This is a genomic window from Shewanella sediminis HAW-EB3 (assembly GCF_000018025.1).
In the GTDB taxonomy this organism is placed as follows: Bacteria; Pseudomonadota; Gammaproteobacteria; order Enterobacterales; family Shewanellaceae; genus Shewanella; species Shewanella sediminis.
On sequence record NC_009831.1, the window covers coordinates 4292451 to 4318560 of the forward strand.

At 46.1% G+C, this 26110-nt stretch carries 19 protein-coding genes and 1 riboswitch; of the genes, 12 read left to right on the forward strand and 7 right to left on the reverse strand.

The window, feature by feature from the left end; all coding sequences use genetic code 11:
• The first annotated feature begins 76 nt into the window (after positions 1–76).
• Positions 77–176, forward strand: a riboswitch (purine riboswitch).
• 98 nt (positions 177–274) lie between these two features.
• Positions 275–1270, forward strand: coding sequence for an adenosine deaminase (gene add / locus SSED_RS18455; protein WP_012143858.1), 996 nt, complete (start codon positions 275–277; stop codon positions 1268–1270).
• Between the two features lie 145 nt (positions 1271–1415).
• On the opposite strand, the gene SSED_RS18460 is transcribed toward add, so the two are convergent.
• Positions 1416–2876, reverse strand: coding sequence for an MFS transporter (locus SSED_RS18460; protein WP_012143859.1), 1461 nt, complete (start codon positions 2874–2876; stop codon positions 1416–1418).
• Between the two features lie 484 nt (positions 2877–3360).
• Between SSED_RS18460 and queG the strand changes: the two genes are divergently transcribed.
• A complete protein-coding gene (gene queG, locus SSED_RS18465; RefSeq protein ID WP_012143860.1) occupies positions 3361–4557 on the forward strand; it encodes a tRNA epoxyqueuosine(34) reductase QueG in 1197 nt (398 codons plus the stop codon).
• 59 nt (positions 4558–4616) lie between these two features.
• On the opposite strand, the gene SSED_RS18470 is transcribed toward queG, so the two are convergent.
• The 3 genes from SSED_RS18470 to phaZ form a co-directional block, all read right to left on the reverse strand.
• Positions 4617–4829, reverse strand: coding sequence for a dodecin (locus SSED_RS18470; RefSeq protein WP_012143861.1), 213 nt, complete (start codon positions 4827–4829; stop codon positions 4617–4619).
• Positions 4830–5143: 314 nt separating this feature from the next.
• Positions 5144–6700, reverse strand: coding sequence for an alpha/beta fold hydrolase (locus tag SSED_RS18475; protein ID WP_012143862.1), 1557 nt, complete (start codon positions 6698–6700; stop codon positions 5144–5146).
• Positions 6701–6717: 17 nt separating this feature from the next.
• Positions 6718–7602 (reverse strand): intracellular short-chain-length polyhydroxyalkanoate depolymerase, encoded by an 885-nt coding sequence (gene phaZ, locus SSED_RS18480; RefSeq protein WP_012143863.1) that lies wholly within the window; start codon positions 7600–7602, stop codon positions 6718–6720.
• Between the two features lie 176 nt (positions 7603–7778).
• Here phaZ and phaZ7 point away from each other — a divergent pair, with 176 nt between their 5' ends.
• The 3 genes from phaZ7 (at position 7779) to SSED_RS18495 (ending at position 12339) form a co-directional block, all read left to right on the forward strand.
• Positions 7779–8885, forward strand: coding sequence for an extracellular native short-chain-length polyhydroxyalkanoate depolymerase PhaZ7 (phaZ7, locus tag SSED_RS18485; protein WP_012143864.1), 1107 nt, complete (start codon positions 7779–7781; stop codon positions 8883–8885).
• Positions 8886–8953: 68 nt separating this feature from the next.
• Positions 8954–10288, forward strand: coding sequence for a DUF1302 domain-containing protein (locus tag SSED_RS18490; protein ID WP_012143865.1), 1335 nt, complete (start codon positions 8954–8956; stop codon positions 10286–10288).
• Between the two features lie 383 nt (positions 10289–10671).
• On the forward strand, positions 10672–12339 hold the full coding sequence (locus tag SSED_RS18495; RefSeq protein WP_012143866.1) for a methyl-accepting chemotaxis protein: 1668 nt from the start codon (positions 10672–10674) through the stop codon (positions 12337–12339).
• 262 nt (positions 12340–12601) lie between these two features.
• Here SSED_RS18495 and SSED_RS18500 read toward each other — a convergent pair whose 3' ends face one another.
• Both SSED_RS18500 and SSED_RS18505 read right to left on the reverse strand, forming a co-directional pair.
• Positions 12602–13813: an acetyl-CoA C-acetyltransferase gene (locus SSED_RS18500; RefSeq protein ID WP_012143867.1), complete on the reverse strand. Its 1212-nt coding sequence runs from the start codon at positions 13811–13813 to the stop codon at positions 12602–12604.
• 8 nt (positions 13814–13821) lie between these two features.
• On the reverse strand, positions 13822–14556 hold the full coding sequence (locus tag SSED_RS18505; protein WP_012143868.1) for a beta-ketoacyl-ACP reductase: 735 nt from the start codon (positions 14554–14556) through the stop codon (positions 13822–13824).
• A gap of 331 nt (positions 14557–14887) precedes the next feature.
• Here SSED_RS18505 and SSED_RS18510 point away from each other — a divergent pair, with 331 nt between their 5' ends.
• From SSED_RS18510 to SSED_RS18540, 7 genes are all read left to right on the forward strand, one after another.
• Positions 14888–15799, forward strand: coding sequence for a LysR family transcriptional regulator (locus SSED_RS18510; RefSeq protein ID WP_012143869.1), 912 nt, complete (start codon positions 14888–14890; stop codon positions 15797–15799).
• A gap of 336 nt (positions 15800–16135) precedes the next feature.
• Positions 16136–17725 carry an acyl CoA:acetate/3-ketoacid CoA transferase gene (locus tag SSED_RS18515; protein WP_012143870.1) on the forward strand — a complete coding sequence of 530 codons (1590 nt, stop codon included), beginning with the start codon at positions 16136–16138 and terminating at the stop codon, positions 17723–17725.
• Positions 17726–17846: 121 nt separating this feature from the next.
• Positions 17847–18266, forward strand: a complete 420-nt coding sequence (locus SSED_RS18520) for a MaoC family dehydratase (protein WP_012143871.1) — start codon at positions 17847–17849, stop codon at positions 18264–18266.
• Between the two features lie 18 nt (positions 18267–18284).
• A complete protein-coding gene (fabV, locus tag SSED_RS18525) occupies positions 18285–19490 on the forward strand; it encodes an enoyl-ACP reductase FabV (RefSeq protein WP_223295924.1) in 1206 nt (401 codons plus the stop codon).
• Positions 19491–19589: 99 nt separating this feature from the next.
• Positions 19590–20786, forward strand: a complete 1197-nt coding sequence (locus SSED_RS18530) for an acetate kinase (protein WP_012143873.1) — start codon at positions 19590–19592, stop codon at positions 20784–20786.
• Between the two features lie 109 nt (positions 20787–20895).
• Positions 20896–23034: a phosphate acetyltransferase gene (pta, locus tag SSED_RS18535; protein WP_012143874.1), complete on the forward strand. Its 2139-nt coding sequence runs from the start codon at positions 20896–20898 to the stop codon at positions 23032–23034.
• 224 nt (positions 23035–23258) lie between these two features.
• Positions 23259–24191 (forward strand): alpha/beta hydrolase, encoded by a 933-nt coding sequence (locus SSED_RS18540; RefSeq protein WP_012143875.1) that lies wholly within the window; start codon positions 23259–23261, stop codon positions 24189–24191.
• Positions 24192–24405: 214 nt separating this feature from the next.
• Here the strand turns inward: SSED_RS18540 and SSED_RS18545 are convergent, their stop codons facing one another.
• Entirely contained in the window at positions 24406–26097 is a 1692-nt protein-coding gene (locus tag SSED_RS18545) for a GMC family oxidoreductase (RefSeq protein WP_012143876.1), read from the reverse strand.
• Positions 26098–26110 lie beyond the last annotated feature (13 nt).

A 26110-nucleotide genomic window follows, 5' to 3' on the forward strand; every position in this document is an offset into this window, starting at 1 on the left:
GCGCAGACTCGCTCACCACAGTAAGTTTAACCTAAACTCAAACCTAATATATTGCGACACTTTTATCATAATGTTAACCTAGCCCCTCGAATAGCTTCGTATAATCCCAATGATACGGTTTGGGAGTTTCTACCAAGAGCCACAAATTCTTGATTATGAAGTCTGTAACTTTATGCACTATCCAAAATATGTACTATTTCTATAGAGTGAACTATTTTATTCAATCTATAGACGGCGTTCCTATTTAGGTACTATCCAATAAAGGTAGAGACTCATGAATTATTTTAACCTGCCCAAGATCGATCTACATTGTCATTTAGACGGCAGCGTTCGCCCGCAAACTATTATCGATCTAGCTCAAGAACAAAGCATCCCTCTTCCAAGCCAAGATATCAATGAAATCAATTCATTAATGATAGCTCCTGAGACTTGTCAAAACCTTGAAGAGTACCTGATGCGTTTCGACCTGCCTCTGTCAGTAATGCAAACAGAAGCAGGGATTGAACGGATATCATTTGAGCTTTTCGAAGATGCGGCCAAGGAAAATGTAAAATACTTCGAAGTCCGTTTCGGTCCACAGCTGCATCAGCAGCAAGGGTTAAGTTTCAAACAGATCATCAGCAGCGTAGTCAAAGGCATGCAGCGCGCCGAAGCCATGTATGACATCAGGGGAAATTACATCCTCTCTATCTTAAGAACCTTTCCAAAAGATAACATTAATGCCGTCATCGATGCCGGTGCGGAATTCTTAGGCAAAGGTGTTGCCGCTTTCGATCTTGCAGGTGCTGAACTGCCGGGCTTTTGCCATGAATTCATCCCCTATGCAAAGTATGCAAAAGAGAAGGGCTACCACATCACCATACATGCTGGTGAACAAGGGGTTGGCCAGAATGTGTATGACGCAGTCTCACTTCTGAATGCCGAGCGTGTGGGTCATGGAATCCATATCACAGGCCATCAGGGTGCTTATGACTTAGTCAAACAGCACAATATAGGCTTAGAGACCTGTCCAAGCAGTAATATCCAAACCAAAGCGGTGGATAAACTAAGCGAACACCCGGTTAAGGCCTTCTATCAAGATAATCTGCCCATCACCATTAATACCGATAATCGCACCGTATCGAACACTACAATGACAGATGAAGTTCGCAAGGTGATGGAAGAGTTCAATCTGAGTCGTGAAGATTACTTCAACATCTATAAGATCAGTATCGAGCAAGCTTTCGCTTCTGATGAAGTCAAACAGCACCTCATGCAGTTCGCCGAGTAGCGATTAACGTCACAGCCAGATAAGCGAATTAAGGGGGAATCGATAAACGATTCCCCTTTTTTATCGCAATGCATAAATATCGTTAAGTCATTCCAACCGGTATAAATCAGAGAAAGATAGCTCATGCCTAAGGCAGCTTACTGCTTTATGATTTACTGCTTAGCACTTTTCTTTTGCCCAAAGAGCTTTTTTGACCCAGCTTTGAAGAAATCTCTCTTACCGGAAGCGATGGATATGCCCCCATGCATAAAATGAGTACGCAACCCAGTGCCATAGTGGCCGACATGGCCCATAACACCTCGGTGTAGCGACCTAAACGGTCATAGGTTAAGCCCATGATGAGTGGGCCAATACTGGCACCTAATTTAAAACCTGAATAACCATAACCATAGATAACCCCGAAAGATCGTTTTCCGAAATACTGAGTGGTGAAATAAGCTATGGCATCGAACTCAGCACCGATAGCAATACCTATGAGACCTATTGAGATTGCCGCCATATCTCCGGTAGCTCCCATCGAAAAGGCCGCCAACCCCAGAATAGGTCCTAGCATGAAGATCGCCACCACATAGGGCGCGAAGAATTTGTCCATCAAGTAACCCGCAATTAACCGCCCACCGACAACAGAGATTCCCAAATAAGCAAACGTCTCCACGGCTTCTTGCAGGCTAGCCCCTCTATCCATCATCATAGGAACGAGGTGAACCAGCAGGGTCGAGGTGGTTAACCCCGTGATAAAAAACGAGCTTAGCATCAGCCAAAAAGCCTTGCTCTTCACCGCTTCTTTAGCGGTATAACCAACCTTGATATCTATCTGTTCGACTCGCGCTTGAAGCTTGGCACTCGCTTCATCATCGCTCAATGCCATACCATCGGCGACCAACCCCTTTTCATTGGGTTTATCGGCTAACACAAACTTAGCCATCGGCCACACCAACAAAATGATCAAGCCGCCGATAGCAAGATAAGCCTGGCGCCAGCTGTAGTGTTCAATAAAATACGATGCGATCAGCGGCACAATAGCCGTCCCCAATCCCACACCGCTTAATCCTATGCCCAAAGCAAGCCCACGTTGTTTATCGAACCAGCTCACAAGCAGGCGGGAATAAGTCAATGGGGCAGTCCCGGCACCAAGAAGTGGAATAAAAATACACATGGCATAAAAGTGCCATATCGATGGAGTAAGCAGTGACATCGAGGCCATGACCAGGCCGAAAAGAAAGGTAGATGGCAACAAGATATTTTTAACCCCGTATCTATCGACCAACATACCGGCATAGGGGAAGAAAAGGATCGCTGTGATACCTATTACGGTGGAACCGAAAGATATCTGACCTCGTGTCCAACCAAAGGTCTCTTCAAACTCCTTGATAAACGTGCCGAAAGACATGGCAATGACGCTGTAACCAAGAGATAGACCGATTACTGAGGTTAAGACTATCCACCAGCCATAAAATACTATCCCGTTAGGTAAAATTCCACTGCTACTTGAAGCGTTAGCGGGGCTCTTTACAGCACTTTTTACAGCACCAATATGAGAACAAGCTAAGCCTGCATCACCTTTGCTAAGGGTTCTATCACTGTTCTTATTATTAATGCTTTTCAAGCCAGAACCTGTTCTCTAAGAAGGTAAAAAGAGCGATATGCCCGAAAACAGCCCCACATAGGGAGCGCTCACCGGTACTCTAATTTTATAAAGAGTATAAAGAATATATGAATTACAATCACGTTACATTGCTTATCTCCTTGAGCTAATCAGGAAGAAATTTATCGATCGCACAAATACTGCTATCATGTCCCTGTATCCCTTAGCACTAGTTATACCAGTTTCATTAAATATGTTGTCAATTCAGAGTCACTCAGACTTTTCAATTCAAAGCGCATTGATGAAAGAATGGCTGCTCCCTTGTAAGTCAATGAAATGCAGAAGTGGAACGTCTGAGGGCCTCCCGTAGGGCGGGTTTTAAAGCACTTTATGCTACGTTGAATGCTTTTGATATAGAATAACTATTAGCTGCAATCATCCGCCTTGCCTTCAGCGCTTTAAACTCCCGCTGAATGAACAGATATTTAATGAAATTGGTATTCTTATGTCAGACACTCCCGTTAGCCAATCTAATTTCTACACTCTCTCGCCTGGCGATCTCACACGACTCGCACTGCAGATAAAACAGTGGGGCCAGGAGCTGGGCTTTGCCCAAATAGGAATATGCGACACCGACCTAACAGCGCAAGAGCCTCAACTGCAGCAGTGGTTAGACAATGGCTATCATGGTGAGATGGGCTATATGGAAAGTCATGGCATGATGCGGGCTCGCCCCCATGAACTGCATCCGGGGACAACACGGGTGATCTCTGCGCGCATGGATTATCTGCCACCAAAAGCTGGATTTGCCACCAACCTGAGCGATCCAAACTTAGCCTATATTTCACGTTATGCCGGCGGCCGTGATTATCACAAGATGATCCGCAACAGGCTTAAAAAACTGGGACAGATGATAGAAGCTGAGTTGCTCAACCTGGGAGCCAGCAAGCCCGGTTTCAGACCATTTGTCGACTCGGCCCCCATCTTAGAGCGGCCATTGGCCGCTAAAGCGGGTCTGGGCTGGACCGGAAAGCACAGCTTGTTACTCAATCAAGATGCCGGTAGCTGGTTCTTCTTAGGCGAGCTCTTCATCGACTTGGCACTGCCTGTTGATATTCCTGTGGTAGAGGGATGCAATACCTGTGTTGCCTGCATCAAATCATGCCCGACTAATGCCATAGTCGAGCCCTATATTGTCGATGGCAGACGCTGTATCTCCTACCTGACAATTGAACTACAGGGTGCGATTCCTGAAGAATTTCGGCCTCTTATCGGTAATCGAATCTACGGCTGTGATGACTGCCAGCTCGTGTGTCCGGTAAACAATAAGGCACCACTGACTAATGAGCATGACTTTCATACCCGAGATCCACTGAAACAACCCCAGCTGCTCACCCTGTTCGGCTGGAGCGAAGCCGAGTTTCTCAAGATCACAGAAGGCAGCCCGATACGCCGTATAGGTCATAAGCGTTGGCTGAGAAACATAGCGGTAGCCCTGGGAAATGCACCAGCCTCAAATGATATCGTCACAGCCCTCGAACAGAGAAAAACCTCTGAAGAAGTTGACGAGGTGGTCATCGAACATATCGACTGGGCACTCACTCAACAGCAAGAAAAGCAGTTACAAGAGCAAGCCTCACCCAACAGAAAAACCCAGCGAGTGATCCGCAGCGTGGAAAAAGGCCTGCCAAGGGATGCTTAAATAAAGGTCCGAGTTACCAGGAGCTAGGCTCTAGGGCCTGGCAACTAAAACCTCGTTTTTTAATCTTCAGGCTCTAATGTAAAACCTATCTTCAGCGTCACCTGCCAGTGGGCAATTAACCCAGCTTCGAGATGCCCGCGGGTCTCGACCACTTCGAACCACCTAAGGTGCTGCAATGTCTGACCCGCAGTCTTAACGGCATTCTTTATCGCCTCATCGGAACTGATTGGCGAGGTTCCAACTATCTCAATGATTTTATAGGTATGGCTCATATTGAATCCCGGGATTAGAGTGTATATTCAGTAAATTAAGTATAGAAGGGATATCTCAACCTGCTCAGCATAAGAAAAAATTTTGTCACCGATTTCGGACTATTTTCTAAAGCTGTCTCCACCAGTGGAGGGTGTACATGGCTCAACGGCTTCGCGGCTCAAGCCGCTCCTACATAGTTCTTCGTCGCCCACGAAGCAGCCTCTCAAATGATAGACAAGCTATAGCAAAAAATTTATTCCCCCTCATTAATAAAAAAGCATCTCCATGCTAAGAGATGCTTTTCACTTTTATATCGTCAGAAAAAACAGGAAGATTAGGACTTTCTGTTACCCAGCCATTTCCAACCATCAGATGTCTTACGGACCTTGCTACCCTCTTTAAATGGTACCGATATAGTCCCCAAGTTCACCATGCCTTCAATAAAGTACTCATCTGCAACATTCGGGTCTTTCTCGAACTTAACTAAAGAGACTTTATAGTCTTTAACTTTAGCCATCTGACTATATAGAATCGCTAAAAATGCTGATTTATCATAGCCATTTTCAACAAAATCGTCTGCGTAAAAGGTGGCTATATTAGCCTTGCTTTGACTCAGCAAAACTCGCTTAAACTTATCAAAGAAAACAGTCACCTCTTCAGGAGGCATAACAACCGGCGGCTTGTAGGCTGACACTTTTTCAGCACCGGATATCCTATCTCCAGCAAGGAATTTAATCACGTCCTGATGAAATTGCTCAGGAATATCGGTATGGATAAAGTGCCCGACATTAGGGTAAATAACCACAGTGGGCTCGTTGCCTTTACTCGATAACTTGTCATACACAGGCTTAATCACATCCCAACGTAAGCTCTGCTGACCACTAAAAATGGTCGTTGGGATAAAGGGTTCTTTCTCTCCATAAGTGATAAGCATTGGCGCCGTTATCTGATCAATCCTCTTCACCAGGCTCAGTGGATCTTCTACGCGTACTTCGACTCCCATGGAATAGATATCTCTGATATAGGTCTGTGCATAGACATTATACTCCTTACTTGAGTTATCGATCATATACTGACGGGCGTGAGTCACGTAATCCGTCATGGGGGTTTTATTGATGAAGTAGCCGGAAGGAGAGTCCATGATAACCCCAGTCTTAGGGTTCTTGGCCTTAAAGTAGTTAAACAGTACGATATCTTCTGCCGTCTTCGCTTTCTCTTTCTTCAGTGTGCTGCCCCAGATCCCTTCCCAACTCTCATAAGAATCTTTCTGCTCATCGCCAAAAAATGGCAAACCAGCGACACTCGTTGGGAACTCTTCCATGCCTCCCGATGCTTCAAGCACTATTTTATTCACTTGTTGAGGATATTCTAACGCATACCCCATCACCCACTGGCCTCCCATGGAGTGGCCAAGGAAACTGGCTTTATCTATGTTCAATTTATTCGCCAGCAGATCATGAATGGCGCTTCTGGTATCGTCGAGCGAACGTGTCACCGGGTTATCCAGGTTTCCAGGGATCGACTTACCATAATTGGGGAGGTCGGGCACTATGACTCGGTAGCCCTGAGTCAGTAACGCTTTCATTAAGTCGCCAAAATATCCGCCATACACGCCTTTACCATGAATAAGTACGACGGTCTCAGGTGTGCTCTTGTCGCCGGCATACTCGTCCATATACGCCACCTGCCATTCGACTCCCTTTGCATCTTTTACCTGCGCATACTGCACAGGAAAGGGATAGGCGACACAGTCTTGCCAATAGCTTCCCTGGCATTGTTCTGTCACGGTTAACGCTTGCATATTATTCACTGGATACTGAGTCGTTGCACACCCTGCAACAATACCGATAAGTGATAATGAGAGTAAGTGAAACTTGATACTTCTATTCATTTTATAGGTCCTAGTTATTATTTTATAAAAGTCAGAACTTGATGACTGATATCTTGAATTTGATCGATAAACAAAGAATGACCGCTGTTCGGATAGGTTTTTAACGAAACCAGCTCACCGCACTCTTTCAGTTCCCGATGAGTATTTAGCGCTGTGCCTACGGGAATAACCAAGTCATCATCACCGTGTAAGATCAAGGTAGGCGTTTTAAATTTATGTATCTGGCTGTTTCCATGAATAACTCCGTTAGAGTCATCACTTAAGTTAAAGACTGATAAGGAAAAATAGATATCGGCTAAGTTCACTTGAGTCAGCACATCATCGATAAGCAATTCATAGGTTTCTGCAGCCGGCTTCTTATGGTTGTAGACCACCATATCCCACAGACCACGAACGAAAGCCTTATCGTTATTTTCAAAAGCTGAAAAAACCGGAGCAAACATAGGATCATCCAGTATGGCTTGCTTGCTCTTAAGGTAGTCCCCTTGTCCTCCATTAGACTTAATCGGGTAACCGGTAATCCCTATGCTACTCATCAGTACAAGCTGGCTGACTTTTTCTCTATGATCGATACAGTGCTGCATCGCAACACCACCACCGGTTGACCAACCAGCTATGGCATAGTGTTCAACATTGAGTTGATTCAAAAGATCTGCAACATCATCTGAGAGTTCATTCAAGCTGGAAATGGGCTGCTTATAACTCGACAATCCAAATCCACGCATATCAGGAGCAATGACTCTTACCCCTGAAGAGATGGATTTAATGAACTCTTCAAGATGAAAAGATGAAGTCATATTGCCATGCAGTAAGACCAAAACAGGTCCCTTTCCGGACTCCCGATAATATATCTGCTCGCCATTGGCTAAGATCACTTTTTCAGTTTTTATCTGTTGGCACATGGCTCTACTCCTAATATGATTCACTGAAATACAACCCAATGATAACGCTATTCGAAGCGCCTGGTTACCCTATTAACATCCCGTTAATGCAAAAAACAATCCCGGAAATGTTACGCAAAAGAAGCCTGTAAATGGTTAATATAATCGTAACTTTATTGATGACGAGGATGTTAGAAATGATTAAAGGTTTAAAAATGCATTTATGGATATTACCTGTACTATTAATATCTTCTTCGGCTCATTCGGTAGAGTGCAATAATCATAATGGATTTATCTGTTCTGATTCTAATTATCAATTTTCAGATAACTTCATAAACCAAGACAAATATCCTGATGGTGGATTTGGAGGGGGAAGCTGCCAGGCAAACAAAACACCGGTTATCTTTCTTCATGGTAATGGAGACAATGCCATCGGCTGGGCACTCCCACCGAGTGTCAGCCCAGAAAGCTATCCACAAGCTCCCTTTTCTGTCTATGAGTCCTTCAAACAGGCTGGCTACAATGACTGTGAGTTATTCGGGTTAACTTACCTCTCTACTAAACAACGACAATCCCCACAGCTTAATTACCATGATGCGAGCACACAGGAAACTATTCATCAATTTATCGATAATGTATTGGCATATACCGGCCAGACAAAGGTTAACATTGTCGCTCACTCTCTCGGCGTCTCAATGGCGCTCTCCAGCTTATACAAACATCAGGCCTGGGATAAAATCGACCGATTTATTAATATCGCCGGTGCCATTCGTGGACTGCAGTCATGTTTATATACCGGATACGCTAATGCATTAGCACCAACCTGTGGCAGTCAGAACCTTTATGACGCTAACACCTTTGGGCTATATCCCGATAATGGCAGCTTCTCACCACTGTGGGGACAAAATGCCTGGACTGGCAATTATTACTCTCGCAGTATGCGCAACCTACCTTCGAAGCACCCGGAAAATCGATTCTACAGTTTGACGGCTGGCTTACATGATCAGATCCACTGCACGACAACCTCCGGCCGAAGTACATGTTCAAAAGGAGCGCTATTCACACCAGAAACAAATGTCATTTCCCAACTACAGCTGGGAGCGGGCACAACTGCAAGTGCACTCGACTTCAACTTCAGTGATTTGAGCCCCTATAACCTATCCGGTGGAGATCTGGATGGTGTCGGACACTTCAACAGCAAAATTAATAGTGGTGCCATCTTAGTGAAGATGCTGACAAGCGACTGTAAGGGTACAGCTTGTGCGGTCGACTACGTAAGTGGCCCGGTAATCGATGCGTTTTAATTACACCTGAATTAAATACCAAAATAGAAATACCAAGAATATAAATAAAACAAAATAGAGGGAAATAGATGATGAACAACAATAAATCCGGAACCAAGCTGACAGCCTTAGCCTTTGCTTGTTCTCTGGGAATGATGTCTCCAGCTTTACATGCAGTAACGGTTGAATTTGATAATGTCGGAACTGTAGAGTTTAAGGCTGATGCTTTTGTAAAAGGCTACAATGTCGATAACGGCGAAGGAAACTTCAATACTGGTGACGACGTTAAGGGCGCTCAATCTCAAGCCAGATTAACACTGAATTTGACGAATGAGAATGGATGGTCCATCAACACCCGCATGTTAGGTTTCTATGACTGGGCTGGAGATCGTCGTCACAGCGGTGGTTCGGGTAGCGACTACACAAGCGATAAGAATATCGACTCTCTGTCCTTAGATTTGGCTTACCTTCAATACAAAGGAGATGATGGTTGGTTATTCCGTGTGGGTCGCCAGGAAGCCAGTTGGGCTTATGGTTTTAACATCCAAGATGACCGCCGGGATCGTATCCTTGCAATGAAAACTATCATGACAGATGGTGGCTACCTTGGGTTAATCGGACTATACGATCTCAGATTTTCTGAAGATTTTTCACAGAACAGTGTCGCTCCGTTATCGACGGGCGATCTGAACATGTACACCATTGCCGCCATAGGTAACCAAAGTGGTCTCGACTGGGGCGTACTTTGGGCCTATTTCGATGGTGAATCGGCTCCGGATTTTCCTAATGAATTTCCTAATCCATACTTTATCGACAATTTCCATAACATCTCTCCTTACCTGGGAAAGACGATAGGCGATTTTTCATTCAAAACAGCGGCTAACTTCAACCTGTCTGACGCAAATGCAGAACAGGCGAACTACTTCTGGGGAAACAATAGCTGGGCAGCATTCGTAGAAGCGGGCTATCAGATAACACCAGAATTCCAAATACAAGCTCAAGTTGCCGGCATCGGTGATGGAGGCCAGGTGGGACGTGGATGGGATAGTTACTCTATGCTTATCAACAACTCTCCTCGCAACGAAATCAACCCTACCCGCACAGAGTTCTTCGGTGGTTTAGGTGACTTCAACGGAAATACCGGTAAAGATGGCATTATCTATGGTGTGCGTGCTAACTGGACTCCAATGGATGAGTTAACGGTGACCTTAGCCGCAGGTCGTATGGAACTAGATCTCTATAACGCCGATCTAAGCACCGTATTGCCCGATTTCTATAGAGATAATACATATGGTAACTTCTTTGATATCAAGGCCCTCTACGAGTTCAGTAAAGGCACTTCGGTTGAGCTACGCGCAGGGCACGCCGATGAAGATATCGATGATACTGCGGTCATGACCACACTCAGAGTCAGCTTCGGTTAGTAGCAAACGGTAAAAACAGCTGCTTTGGTCCAGGCTAAAGCGGCTTTTTATATCTTCAGCTACAACTTGTCCCCATCATAAAGCTAGTAAGGGCAAAATCATGGCCTGCCTCCTAACATTAACCTAACGGTGTCACTTTTTTGTTGGCCGCCATTATTTGTTAATTTCAGATGCATAAACTCAGAAAATCTATTATATATTGCATCACGGGCGATACTTTTCAAAACACAAATATATTACCTGCATAGATTTTATCTGCATGGAATAAAGTTATATCTAGCGCCCTATTAAAACAAACCTGAGAAATTATCAATAACACCGGGTGTAGTGCCCCTAGCTATAGTCCTTAAATATAACTTCCACTCTATAGGATGTAGTAAAACATGTTTAACTCCAGTTTACGTAATAAATTATTACTTCTTGCTTTGAACCCATTTTTAATTTCAATTTCACTTCTTATTTCTGTTTCCTATGTCTTCGAACAGGCCTCGCTCGAAGACGATGTTGTCACTTTTAGGACTCAGTTAATTGATGAAAGAAAAAATCATATTAAAGAAGCAACCGAAATTGCTGCCGGGATAGTGGCTTATCAATTATCCCTAAAACCTCTAGGTGATGTTAACCAGGCATTACGCAATATTCGTTTTGGCAATGCAGGTTACTTCTACATCTATGACTCCAATGGTAAAAATATTGTCCACGGTTTAAAATCTGAGTATGAAGGGAAAAATAAAATAGGTTTGACAGACTCAAGAGGTACAAAAATTCTTGTAGGCTTGCTCGATGCAGCTAAAAACGGTGACGGTAATTACTCCTACTTTTATCAAAAGCCTGGCTCTAGCCAGGAAATCGAGAAAATTGGCTTTACTATGATGCTTCCTAATACCGACTGGATGATAGGAACAGGTGTTTATATTGATGATATAGATAATGTAGTAGCCAATTATAAAGCCACATCAACTAACCAGATGAAAGATAAATCTATTGGGATATTGATAATTGCATTTTTGCTAACCGGCACAACCTCATTATTTGTTATATTTACTGCACAACACATAGTCGTGCCGATTAAAAATATGGCAGCTAACTTAAACGACATAGCTAAGGGCGAGGGGGACTTGACCCGACGCTTGAATATTAAAGGTGAAGATGAAATCGCTCAGCTTGGGCGTTCATTTAACCTGTTTGTTGGCAAGTTGCAGCATATTATTGGTGATGTCGCCTCTGCTACAGGAAAAGTGAGACTGGCTGCTAAAAATATCAGCGAGCAGACTAAGGTTATGTCGGGTAAGTTGATAAACCATAACAGTGAAACAGACCAGGTAGTAACGGCGATGAGCGAGATGTCGGCTACAGCAAATGAAGTGGCCCAGAACACCTCCTTAGTGGCCGATGCAACCCATGCTGCTACCAGTGATGTCACCAAGGCACAAGGGTGTGTTGATAGCTCTTTAACCGAGGTCTCGTCCTTAATGATGCAAATTGACAACGCAGCAATCAACGTAAAATCTTTGAGTGAGCAATCACATAAGATCGACTCAGTCCTAACTGTTATTGGCAGTATTGCCGAACAAACAAATCTTTTGGCTTTAAATGCGGCTATCGAAGCGGCGCGGGCCGGAGAACAGGGCCGCGGTTTTGCAGTGGTTGCCGATGAGGTGCGTAACTTAGCCAGTCGCACTCAGGCCAGTACTCTGGAGATCAACGAAATGCTATCTAAGCTACACACCTCAGTCTCCCAAGCGGTTAAGAGCATGGACGATAGTCAGCAAAGCTGTATCCGCTCGGTGGATTCTTCACGGGCGATATCGGACAGTCTAGGGGCGGTGACTTCGGCAGTAACTTCGATCAACGACATGAGTACTCAAATTGCCACTGCTGCTACAGAGCAAAGTTCGGTTACTGAAGAGATAAACCGTAACGTCTTTGCGATAAAAGATATAGTGAGCGATCTACTTCACTCCAGTGAAGATGCCGACAAAGTAAGCCAAACAGTATCTCTGGAAGGAGGTAATTTGAGCAAGTTGGTGGGACAATTTAAGATTTCATAAATTAATATAAAGCGAGGCAACGAGCTTAAACATTATTACTCCACGTTTAAGCTCATTAGCACTGCATCGAGTGTACAAAACTCTGAATGGAGCATTTTGTTATACCGATTGGTATTACACTAAATAAAACTCGACATGCAAGAACAACTACTCCCCTTTTAGCACAAACTTATATTCAAGTTATTTTTTGAACCGAAAAAAGCCGTCCAGATAAAATGGACGGCAAAGGGGGCACTCTTTTACAGGTTTATGATGAAAGGAATTAATTTACACATCGTTTGATGATGACCGCAGTTCCCATTCCCCCACCTATACACAAGGAGGCAAGTCCGTAACTGCACTGCTGCTTTTGCATCTCATAGAGCAGTGTTGTTAATACGCGTCCTCCGGAAGCACCTAGGGGGTGACCTAAGGCAATGGCGCCACCATTAAGGTTAGTTTTATTATCAAACCAGTCGAGCGAGACGCCATGCTCTTCACTAAGGCCATGCATCACACCTATCGCCTGAGCAGCAAAGGCCTCATTTAACTCGAGGAGTTCTACCTTATCTAAAGGCATATCAGCACGCTGTAGCGCCTGTCTGATCGCAGGTATAGGCCCAAGTCCCATATACGCGGGATCGAGCCCCCCCTGACCGTAGCTCACTATCTCTGCCAATGGTTGCAATTGATACTCATCGACCGCCTCTTGTGATGCGATAACAAATGCCACACCACCGTCATTAATCCCGGAAGCATTACCCGCGGTCACCGAACCATTTTTATCGAATGCGGGCCGCAGCTTAGCCAGACTTTCAATTGTGGCATCGGTACGAGGGTACTCATCACGATTAAACATCACCGGCTTACGACGAAGCATCACCTCAACTGGCACGACTTCATTTTCGAAACGTCTGGCCTCAATAGCGGCACAGGCCCTCTGCTGACTCCGAAGTGCAAACTGATCCTGAGTCTCACGACTAATCTCATACTTGTTAGCAATATTCTCGGCAGTCACTCCCATATGATACTGGTTGAAGACGTCTGTCAGTCCATCATGGATCATTGAATCAACTAGCTTTTGGTCACCCATCTTGGCACCGAAACGGTTATTGCTGCTCATGAGGTATGGAGCACTAGACATATTCTCCATGCCCGCAGCGACCACGATCTCTGCATCACCGGCTTTGATCTTACTGGCCGCTTCTATAACCGTCTTCATACCACTGCCACAGATCATATTAAGAGAGTAGGCCGGAACCTCATCGGGTATGCCTGCAAAACGTGCGGCTTGTCGGCCAGGACCCATGCCCTGACCCGCACTCAACACATTACCTACTACCACCTCATCGATACAGCGAGCAGAGATATCGGCTTGAGCAATCGCCCCTTTAATCGCGTGACCTCCAAGCTCAAAAGCTGGAACAGAAGCTAAAGTTCCACCGAAACTACCTAGTGCGGTGCGTTTAGCACCGACAATATATACCTTTCTCATACTGTCTCCTAGATCACTAAGCCGCCATCAATTTTTAGTGTTTGTCCGGTAATAAAACTGGCCTGATCGCTGGCGAGGAACAGCACGCCATCGGCGATATCCTGAGGCTTACCCATACGCCCCAGTGGTGTCTTCCCTTTCATGTAATCGAGTACTTTTTCCGGAAGTTCAATGGTCATTGGGGTTTCGATAAAGCCGGGCGCGACGCAGTTCGCGCGAACCTGAGCACCTTTACGAGCAAACTCTTTTGCCCAGCCCTTAGTCATAGTGATCACACCGCCTTTAGTCGCGGCATAGTTACTCTGACCAACGTTGCCGTCGGTACCGACGACCGATGACATGGTTATGATTGAACCGACACCACTTTCAATCATCACAGGTGAAACCGCCTGAGTCATATTGAAGACGCCCTTCAAGTTGACATTGACCACCATATCCCAGTCATCTTCACTCATCCTGTCCAGAAGATTATCCCGTGTGATACCGGCATTGTTAACCAAGACATCGATATTGCCATGTACCTCTTTCAATTCTGCCACCAGCATCTTGATAGCATCCCTATCGCAAACATTAAGCTGTTTAGCACAAACATTACTGTACTGAGTTTCCAGATCTACCATCGCTTCATGATTCATATCGCAGGCATAGACTTTTAATGCTCCCTGCTTCGCAAATGTTTCAACGATACAACGCCCAATTCCCTGCGCCCCGCCTGTTACAATACAAACTTTGTTAGCCAGCATAGTTCTACCACCTTTTTTTAGTCATATAGGAAAGCCAGAGAGCGCCAAATAACCACGACGATATCTGCTTTAATTTGCACCTATATTAGGCCTAGAACGGTTCGATGATTAGTATCAATAAGTCAAAACACTATTGCATATAAGGGATAAAATTCTTTTAAGAATAGCTAATTCGGGATAGTATATCGACGACTGAGGTAATTTCTTTTTTGTTACTCATATCTCTTTTCAAATATTGGTATCAATATTAAGCTACTTAACGTATCAATAATATATAGCAGTCATACTCATATGTTTGGCTATTCCCTTCTCTTCCCATAGTGAAACTTCTATGCTCGATAAAATCGTTTACTTTCTACACGTGGTTCGAACAGGTTCTTTTAGCGATGCTGCCAAGCAGTATGGAATTTCAGCCTCGGCGGGTAGCCGCTGGATTATTGAACTGGAAGAGAATATGGGGGTTAGCTTACTCAAGCGTTCGACCCGTAAAGTAGTACCTACACAGGCGGGAGAACGGTTATTCGATCGATTCTGCCATGTAAACACCGAAATTGATGACATCCTCACCGAAATACAAAACCTGGGTAATGAAGACCGCGGGGTGATCCGTATAGCGAGCACGCCACTTTTTGCCAAAAATTTCCTCAGCCGGATCGTAGGCGAGTATCTACGCGAGTATCCCTATGTCTCCTTTCGAATCGTTGAAACCGCTTATGATGTTGACCATATCGATGAGGTCGACTTCTCTATCAGGGCTAATGCTACTTACCAAGGTTACCTGGAAAAAGACAGCCTGCTGGTTAAACGCTCTCTACTTCAATACCCCCTAAAAGCGTGTTGCTCACCCAGCTATATTGAACAGTTTTCCTGTCCTGAATTCCCGGAGGATCTCAAGAAGCATAACTGCTTATATGCCTCAACTTTAGTCGGTGGCAATAAGTGGGTATTTGAACTAGACGGAGAATTTACTACCGTTGATATTGCTCAAACTGTTGAAGTGGAAGACAGCGAATTTTTGAAGACTGTGGCCCTAACAGGAGCTGGCATAGCTTACTTGCCAAATCAACTGATTAAAGATGAACTTGCTGATGGCCGCTTGGTGCCGGTACTCGATAACTATAGTAATAGCCAATTTGAATTCAGCCTCTATTTCAGGCCAAGAAAACAGATGCCGACCCGATGCGTCAACTTTAAGGAGTTCCTACTCAAACGCGTACAAGAGATCAGTCAGGAAACAACATAATTATCTACAACTCCAGCTGTTAACCGCTGGCAGCGACATATCTAAGCTCATGCTCACATAGTTAGTCATAGGGTATGAGCTTATGAATGTTCAATAGCCATATTATCGGCCTTTCTCTTCAAACTCACTATTATTCAGAAGCAACACCACACCGCCTTACATCCCAACAAACTTAATGTTTCCCCCAACCCAATTATCCCATTAATGCAATTATCTTTCCAAATTTCATCTATTTTCTCATCAATAACAAGCTTATAAACTTCATTCATTACCTTAAAGCCACTTTATCTATGGGCTGTTGGTTTCTTGAATTAATCGGTTCTGAAGGAAGTTATTATGAAAGTTGATGTACTCACAGCTAAACAAGCTGCATCCCTTATCAAGGATGGAGATAAGGTGATTTTAGGCGGATTCATAGGTGCGGTCGTCCCTGAAGCGATAGAGCAAGCCGTCGGTGAACAATTCCTTTCAACCGGGCACCCTAATAATTTAGAGATCTACTTCACCGCCGGTCAGGGGGATGGTAAAGACAAGGCCACCAATCACCTTTCACATCCCGGCATGGTCAGTATGGCACTGGGAGGACATTGGGGGCTCATTCCACGACTCCAGAAATTGGCAAATGACGAGCAGATACAAGGTTATAACTTTCCTCAGGGAGTGATAGCACAATTACTCAGAGATTCGGCAGCCGGTAAACCCGGCACACTCTCACATGTCGGCCTCGGCACCTTTATCGACCCAAGGCTCGGTGGTGGGAAAATTAACGCCATCACTAAACAAGAGCGCGTATCACTAATGACCATAGATGATAACGAGTATCTGTTCTATAAACGACTCGATGCCAATGTAGCACTGCTAAGAGGCACAACGGCAGATGAGAACGGCAATATCACCATGGAAGATGAGTGTCTGTTTTTAGAAAATCTGGCAGCAGCACAGCTTGTCACCAATATGGGCGGCACAGTCATTGTACAAGTCAAAAGAGTCGTCAAAGCTGGAACCTTAGCCCCACAACAGGTCCGCATTCCCGGGATTTTTGTCAATGCGGTAGTCGTGGCTGACGGTGAATCCCATATGCAGACATTCGCAGAGCAGATGAACCCCGCCTACTGCGGACGCGGAGACGGGCAAATAGGCAAACCGCAGCCACGTCAACTGGATGCTAAAAAGATCATTGCCCGCCGCGCGGCAATGGAGCTCAAGCAGGGTGCTATCTTAAATTACGGCATCGGTGCCCCCGAAGTGATTGCCAATGTCACAGATGAGGAGGGGATCACTGATCAAGTCATTGCAACGGTCGAGCCTGGAGCCATTGGTGGAACCCCGGCCGGAGGGCTCAGCTTTGGAGCATCGGCTTTCCCTGAGTCTGTGATAACCCAAGATCAAATGTTTGATTTTTACGATGGTGGCGGAATCGATCAGGCTTTTTTAGGGCTGGCAGAGTGTGACATAAATGGAGACCTGAACGTTTCAAAATTCGGCCCAAAAATTGCTGGCTGCGGCGGGTTTATCAATATCACCCAGAATGCCAAGCAAGTATTTTTTTGCGGCACATTCACCGCAGGAAAGCTACAGATTGAAACGGGTGACGGAGAGTTACGAATCGTCAATGAGGGCCAGATTAAAAAACTGATTAATCGGGTTGGTCAGATCACATTCGCGGCCGATATCGCCAGAAAAAACAATAAACCTGTTCTGTATATCACCGAGCGCGCCGTATTTAAGTTGGTCACCGAGGGGCTCGAGTTGATTGAAATTGCCCCGGGGGTGGATCTCAAGCATGACATATTAGATCAGATGGAGTTCACCCCCAAGATCGGCGCAGATCTAAAAATCATGGATAAGCGGATCTTTACCGACCAACCCATGGGGCTCACCCTTGACTCAAAGGATGACGACTTAACCGTATTCAACGCCGCCTAATTCCACCAACACTAGTCCTCCCTTTAATAACAGCATTTTGGAGGACTGGAAGGTTCATTTTAAGCCATTGACTAAAAAGCATTTAATCACAATGGCTTATTATTTTAAATGAGTAAATACAATGAATTATACAATTAACCAGCTTACTATCGGCCAGAGTGCGTCATTTGAGAAGACCATAAGCGAATCTGACATACTGCAATTTTGCGGGATCAGCGGAGACATAAATCCAGTTCATGTGAGTGAGTTAGCAGGCCAGAAAAGCGTCTTTGGTCGGAGGGTTGCACATGGCATTTTAGTCTCCGGCCTGACCTCGGCAGTACTGGGCATGAAGTTACCCGGCCCCGGAACCATCTACCTGGGTCAGGATATGCGTTTTATCGCACCAGTCTATATCGGTGACACCATTCGCGCAGAGGTCGAAGTCGCCGAGATAATCAAAGACAAGAACATAGTCAAGCTCAAGACCCGCAGCATCAACCAGCACAACAAGGTGGTTATCGAAGGCATGGCCACTGTAATGCCCCCCAAGGCAGATTAATTTTATATTCAGGAGTAAATGATGATTATTAAACCCGTAGTTAAAGGGGTCGTTGCACGCAATGCACATCCAACAGGCTGTAGACAAGCCATTATTAACCAGATCGATTATGTAAAAGCTGAAAAGCCTATCGTTAATGGTGCTAAGAAAGTACTTATCTTAGGTGCATCATCCGGTTTCGGCTTAGCTTCCCGCATCTCACTGGCCTTCGGGGGGGCAGCGGCGGATACCATAGGCGTATCCTTCGAACGTGGCCCCAGTGAGAAAGGTATTGGAACGGCTGGCTGGTACAACAATATTTTCTTCCGTGAAGAGGCTGAGAAACAAGGATTAATTGCGAAGAACTTTGTCGGCGACGCCTTCTCACCACAGACTCGAGAGCAGGTTATTGATTACATAAAGTCTGAGTTTGGCGGCAAGCTTGATCTTGTTATCTACAGCTTGGCAACGGGAGTAAGGCCCGACCCGGTAACCGGAGAGTTGTGGCGATCATCAATCAAGACTATCGGTGAGCCGGTAACCGGACCGACTATCAATATCGAAACCGATACCATGGAACAGATGACAGTGGGTACGGCAACAGATGAAGAGATCGATGCCACCGAGAAAGTGATGGGGGGCGATGATTGGGCAAGCTGGATAGAGATCTTATCCGAAGCCGATGTATTGGACAAAGGCTGTAAAACACTAGCCTACTCATATATAGGCGCCAAGAGTACCTACCCTATCTATCACCAGGGAACGCTAGGCAGAGCCAAGACGCACCTGCATGCTACCGGCGACATGCTTAATCACAAGTTGGCTAAGATTGGCGGAACGGCGCACGTTTCGGTGTGCAAAGCCCTGGTCACCAAGGCCAGTGTCTATATCCCGGCATTTTCCCCCTATATCCTTGCACTCTATAAAGTCATGAAAGAGAAGGGACTGCATGAAGGCTGTATCGAACAGATGCAAAGGCTGTTTGCTCAGCGGGTTTATGGCGATAAATCGGCTATCCCGGTCGATAACCAGCGATTGATCCGTATCGATGATTGGGAGCTCGATGCTGGCGTTCAAAATGAAGTAGATAAACTGATCGCTAAAATTGCGCCGGATAATTTTGCCTTAATAGGCGACTATCAAGGTTATAAGACAGACTTCATGCAGCTTAATGGCTTCGATCTTCCGGGCGTCGATTATCAGGCGAGAGTAGATTTTGACTCTCTGTGCCAACTTCAACCTTAATATTTTTATCTTCTGACTCTCCCGGTCTACACACTTCAATATCTTAAGAAACACCTGCTCAATTGAGCAGGTGTTATCTAAAGTTCACAAGGTTTAATAATGTCCAACAAACTCGTACTCGTTCTCAATTGTGGTAGCTCTTCACTAAAATTTGCAGTCATCGATGCGCTAACCGGCGATGAGCAGCTCTCAGGGCTTGCCGAATGCTTTGGGTTAGAAAACGCCTGTATTAAATGGAATGTAAACGGAGAAAAGCATGAGGCCGATCTAGGTGTATTTACCGCACACCGTGAAGCTGTTGAATATATCGTTAATATCATCTTATCTGATCTCCCACATCTTAAAGAACAGATATTGGCCATTGGACACAGGGTCGTTCACGGTGGAGAGAAATTTACTCAATCCGTACTAATCGATGAAACCGTAGTCCAGGGCATAGAGAATTGCGCCAGCTTGGCACCGTTACATAACCCTGCACACCTGATTGGAATTCGCTCGGCTCAGGCTTCATTTCCGTCCCTTCCACAGGTCGCCGTATTTGATACCGCTTTCCATCAAACAATGCCAGAAAAAGCCTACATCTATGCCATTCCCTATAAGCTGTATCGTGAAAATAGTATTCGCCGTTATGGCATGCACGGTACCAGCCACCTGTTTGTCAGCCGTGAAGCTGCGAAGCTTCTTGGTAAACCACTCGAAGAGACCAATATTGTTAGTGCCCACCTTGGAAACGGCGCGTCGATAACCGCGATCAGAGGTGGTAAGAGCGTAGACACCTCGATGGGGCTAACACCGTTAGAAGGCTTAGCGATGGGAACCCGCTGCGGCGATCTCGACCCATCAATTATCTACCATCTGATTAATCGACTCGGCTACACCTTAGATGAAGTCAATCACCTGCTAAACAACCAAAGCGGCTTACTTGGGATCTCTGAACTAACCAATGACTGCCGTGGCATAGAAGAGGCTGTCCAGCGTGGGCATAAAGGAGCGAGTTTAGCGCTGGATATATTCTGTTATCGCCTGGCTAAGTATATCGCCTCATATACCGTCCCTTTAGGTCGATTAGATGCCTTAGTGTTCACCGGTGGAATAGGCGAAAACTCCTCTCTCGTCAGAGAAAAAACCCTCAATTTACTGGAGGTATTCAAATTTGAACTCGATAACGAACGTAACCAGGCAGCACGCTTTGGCAATCGAGGGAAGATAACGAAAGACAGTGGCCCTGTCGCCTTAGTTATTCCGACCAATGAGGAGTGGGTTATCGCCCAAGATGCAATGGCACTGATTAAATAATCCCACGCATCACTCTGATAACAAAACATGCTTATTAATCCAGGAATTCAGCGATGACTGAGTTTCCGGAAATATTCAGCGCAAAATTGGCGCAGTCAAAGAGGTCTTTATGTCTCGTAATATCATACTCATCCCCATTGGAACCAGCGTAGGCCTGACCTCTGTCAGCCTGGGCTTAGTTCGCGCATTTGAACATCATGGGGTAAAAATTCGTTTCTTCAAACCCATTGCCCAACAAAGATCCCACGACAAGGGATCCGAACGTTCCACGACAATTCTGAGTCAATCTCCAACGGTTAACCCACTCGAGCCCTTCTCTATGAAGTACGCCGAAGACATGATCCGTACCAACAAAACAGATACCCTGATGGAACAGATTATTGCCCGCGTCACTGAACATATCGAGACATCGGACACTCTAATCGTTGAGGGACTGGTACAAACAAGAAACCACCCATTTTCAGGTGATATAAATTACGCTATCGCAAAGGCCCTAGATGCAGATATCATCTTTGTCGCCACCCCAGGCAATGAGACAACGACAGCCTTAATGCATCGCCTTGAGATAGCGCATAACACCTGGGGCGGTGCCAAAAACAAGCGCCTCATTGGCGCAATTATTAATAAAGTAGGGGCACCAATCGATGATGAAGGGCATATCCAAGCTGATATGTCAGAGGTGTTAAACAATAGACGGTCACAAGGTCTAAATACAGCGAGCATGTTTAAACCTATTGGTAAAAGTCCGGTTCGGGTCCTGGGAATTGTTCCCTACAATTTAAATCTGGTAGCACCGAGGGCATCAGATCTAGCCAAACACCTAAATGCAAAAATTATCAACGCCGGAGAGATGAGCACCCGTCGCCTCCGCAAGGTCACCTTCTGTGCCAGAAGTATTCCGAACATGGTCTCACACCTACAAACCGATTCACTACTGGTCACCTCGGGAGATAGATCCGACGCTATCGTCGCAGCCTGTTTAGCCACAATGAACGGAGTTAACATTGGCGCCCTGTTACTGACAGGTAATTATGATCCCGAACCTGAAGTGATGACTCTATGTGAGCAAGCCTTAGAGACCGGTCTTCCGGTTTTCCTCGCCAATACCAATACTTGGCAGACCTCACTGAATATTCAGCGCTTCAACTATGAAGTTCCTGTCGATGACGCAGTACGTATCGAAGAGTGTCAGGAGTATGTCGCGAGTCATATCGATCCAAGCTGGATTAAAAGCGTGACGGAAAACTCACCACGTGAACATCATCTTTCACCTCCGGCATTCAGATACAAGTTAACCGAACTGGCCAAAGCAGCCTGTAAAACCGTGGTGTTACCCGAAGGTAATGAGCCCCGAACAATCGAGGCTGCAAGTATCTGTGCCCAGCGCGGCATCGCAAAATGTGTTCTACTGGGTAATACCGAAGAGATCGAACGTATTGCCAAACAGCAAGGGGTGACTCTGGGAGAAGGGGTCACTATTATTGAGCCGGAAACGGCCCGAGCACGCTACATCGAACCTATGCTTGAACTTCGTAGCCATAAAGGGCTAACCGAGGTGGTCGCAAAGGAGCAACTCGAAGATAACATGGTCCTTGGTACCATGATGGTCGCTCAAAACCAGGTCGATGGCATCGTCTCCGGTGCGGTTAACACTACGGCTAATACCATACTACCTCCACTTCAACTGATCAAAACAGCCCCGGGAGCCAGCCTGGTATCATCTATTTTCTTTATGTTGATGCCAGATCAGGTGCTGATCTACGGTGACTGTGCGATTAACCCAGATCCCAATGCCGAGCAACTCGCTGATATCGCCATTCAATCTGCCGAATCGGCCGCCGCATTCGGCATAGAACCGAGAGTAGCTATGATCAGTTACTCGACAGGTAGTTCAGGAAGTGGTTCCGATGTCGACAAGGTGCGTGAAGCGACCCGTATCGCTAAAGAGAAACGACCGGATCTCATCATAGATGGTCCGCTTCAATATGACGCCGCCGTTATGCCAAATGTGGCACAATCTAAGGCTCCCAATAGCCCTGTAGCGGGTCAGGCGACGGTATTCGTATTCCCAGACCTGAACACCGGCAATACCACCTATAAGGCGGTACAAAGAAGTGCTGAACTCATCAGTATTGGGCCTATGCTACAGGGAATGAGAAAACCCGTTAATGACCTGTCACGGGGAGCCTTGGTTGATGACATTGTCTACACCATTGCCCTAACGGCAATTCAGGCTTCTCAAGGTTAATCTTGGGCAAACATTGTCGTAGCAATGGCAAGTACACCTGGTAGGCTATGTGTGCTTGCCAGTTTGATTCAGATTTGAACCTTGCATCGGCAATACAATTATGAAAAATCGGGAAAATAAAACCTGAGCACATTAGGTATGATTGAAGGCAATTCAAATAACCTAGCTGTTCTCAAGTAAGCCGAGATAGGAAACAGAAACGATCCCGGCATAGGAGTAAAATAGTGCGTAAAGTAAGCGACAAACTGCAGCCTTGGCTCGAAAACTTTAACCAACAAATTGCCATACTCATTGAAAATGGCTTTAAGCCTACCGCAACCAATGCCCGTGAAGGGTTAGCTAACTTAACCAAAGGACTAGTCACTGATATACCGGAGATCGCATGGGTGGGAGACGATCTGGTTATTAATGATGAATATGATGTTCCGGTACGAATCTACCATCCTGCACCGGAAAAAGCCTTACCGGTTATTGTCTACCTCCACGGTGGCGGACACATGGCAGGCAGTGTGACAGTCTACGACCCCATCTGCCGAAAGCTAGCCAATGCGACACAACATATCGTTGTCTCGGTAGATTATCGCTTAGCCCCCGAATGCCGTTTCCCGGCAGGGCTTAATGATGCCTACACCGTTGTCAAAAATATCTGGTCCACACTGGATAATCGCAAAGTAAATTATCAACAACAACTTGCTGTAGTCGGAGACTCTGGTGGCGGGGCTTTAGTGGCTAGTGTCAGTGCAAAAGCCCAGTTCGATAACCAAGTAAAAATCGATAAACAGGTCATGATCTATCCCAGTCTGGATTACACCATGCAGAGCAGATCTATTGAACAAAATGCAGAGGGTTACCTACTGCAAAAAGGGAAAATTGGCTGGTACTTCGACAACTACTTTAATGCCGGAGATGATCGTAGAAAAGCGTCACCGCTGCAAGGTGAGTTTACCGATGGTTTACCCGCAACATTGGTCTTTACCGCCGAATTCTGTCCCCTGCGTGACGAAGGTACAAGCTATATTGAAAAGCTCAATAAAACTGGCGTTACGACTAAGCTCATCCACTTCCCCGATATGATCCACACATTTATGAACATGGAAGATCTTGTCAAAAGTGAATGTGAATCAGTTTATCGTTCAATCACCGAGTTTTTAAAATAGGACAACAGAAGCGATATGGCTTGAAGACTAATGATAGAGCGAAGATGCTAGGTTCGCGTTCCTAGAGCCTAGCATCTTCGAGCTTCGAGGAGCTCCAGCCATTCCCCCACCGGTCCATAAATTCTTAACCGGAACCTTTGGACAGCTTCGCGGCTAAAGCCGCTCCTACGGAGAAGGTTTTAGGTTAGAGGTTCTAGGCTCTAGGTTCTAGGTTCTAGGTTCTAGGTTCTAGCACCTTCATCTCCTCCAGTATCCTGTCCGCAACCCGAAACGCGTTGGCATAGATAGTCAGTGTCGGTGTGACTGAACCACCATTAGGCATAAAACTTCCATCGGTGACATAGAGATTATCGCAGTCGTGTACCCGGCAGTTTCTGTCCAGCACCGAGGTGTCAGGGTCATTACCGAAACGGCAGCCTCCGGCGACCAGGTTGGATGTCGGTGAGGTAAACACATTGCCCCAGGCCTCGTCTGCGCCCATGGCTTTCATCACCTCGACTCCGCGATCGACCAGGTATTGAGCGACCTTCTCATCATGGGGGTGAAACCCTGCGCGCACCTTCGCGACAGCCTGGCCCCACCTGTCTTTCTCATCAGGGTCTAAGCTGACATAACACTCGTCATTAGTTAGCCAGTCACAAAACACCTCAAACTTAAAGTCTTTCGATTGGGTAAAGTGCGCCTTAATCTTCTGCTTTAGGGGCGTGCCCCACAGCAGATTATCCCCCTGCCACTTGAGCCCTGCCGTCTCCGCTGTAGGTGATGGCGGATCGAACACAAAATCTAAAGTGCCGCCCTTTATCGGCTTGTCAGAGACGGACCTGTCATCGATCACATACCAATCCTGCAAGGCGCGATTATAAAACGGTCCCCGGATCTTGAGCTGCCTGGCTTCAAACTCTTTTAGCTTATCGAGTTTAAACACCCCATGACCCGTTCCACCCGCGCAGCAGTGCAGGTTCTTACCTACCTGTCCCTTGCTGTTTCCTATGCCTTGTGGGTGCTTAACTCCGGTACTGCTTAACAATAAACGTGCGCTCTCAATGGAGTAACAGGCCACCACGAAAATGGTGGCCAGGACCCGTACTGATTCTCCGTCTTTGTCGAAGTAGTCAGCAGAGCTCACCCTTCCGGCTTCATCAGTATTGAGCCGATACACTTTGGCTTGTGTGATAACCTCACAATTGCCGCCTGCAACGGCGTTATCCAACAAGGCCGCACGGGAGCTGGCTTTGGCGCCTGAGTGACAGCCATAACTGCCACAATAGCCGGAATACTCACAGCTCAAACGCCCATTAAAGGGCACCGACAAGATGCCTCTCGCCATGGGAAGTGGGTGGAGTTTAAGTGCTCTGCAGGCTAAATCGAACCGTTGAGCGACCGGATGCTCCGCGGTGGGAGGAAAGGGGAAATCTTTGGTCGAACGCGGCTCCAGGTGAGGATGCTCAACCACCTTGCCCGACACCCCTACAAGCTGCTCAACCTTAGTGTAATAGGGCTCTAACTCGTCATAGCCGATTGGCCAGTCGACGGTATTGGCCCCTTCTATTTCACCAAACTCACTGACTAACCGGAAATCCTGTGGCTTGAGTCGATGAAAGTAACCACTCATAAAGTTAGAGGCACCACCGACAATATTGCCGCCCCAAAACTGCGCGGTAGTCTCACTCGACCAGGTGCCGTCACCGTTGGGCTCCTCTAAGGTGTGCCGCTCATCCTTGAATTGAGATCTAAATACCCTATGACGTCCAAGCTGCTCATCTTTGAAGAAGTCCGTTTCTTTAAACCACTTCCCCTTCTCGAGCACACCAACCCTGTAACCCGCCTTGGCCAGTTCATGGGCCACAGGACCGGCACCGACGCCACTGCCTACGATGCAGATATCAAATTCGTTAGTATTTTTCATATGTTATGCAGCC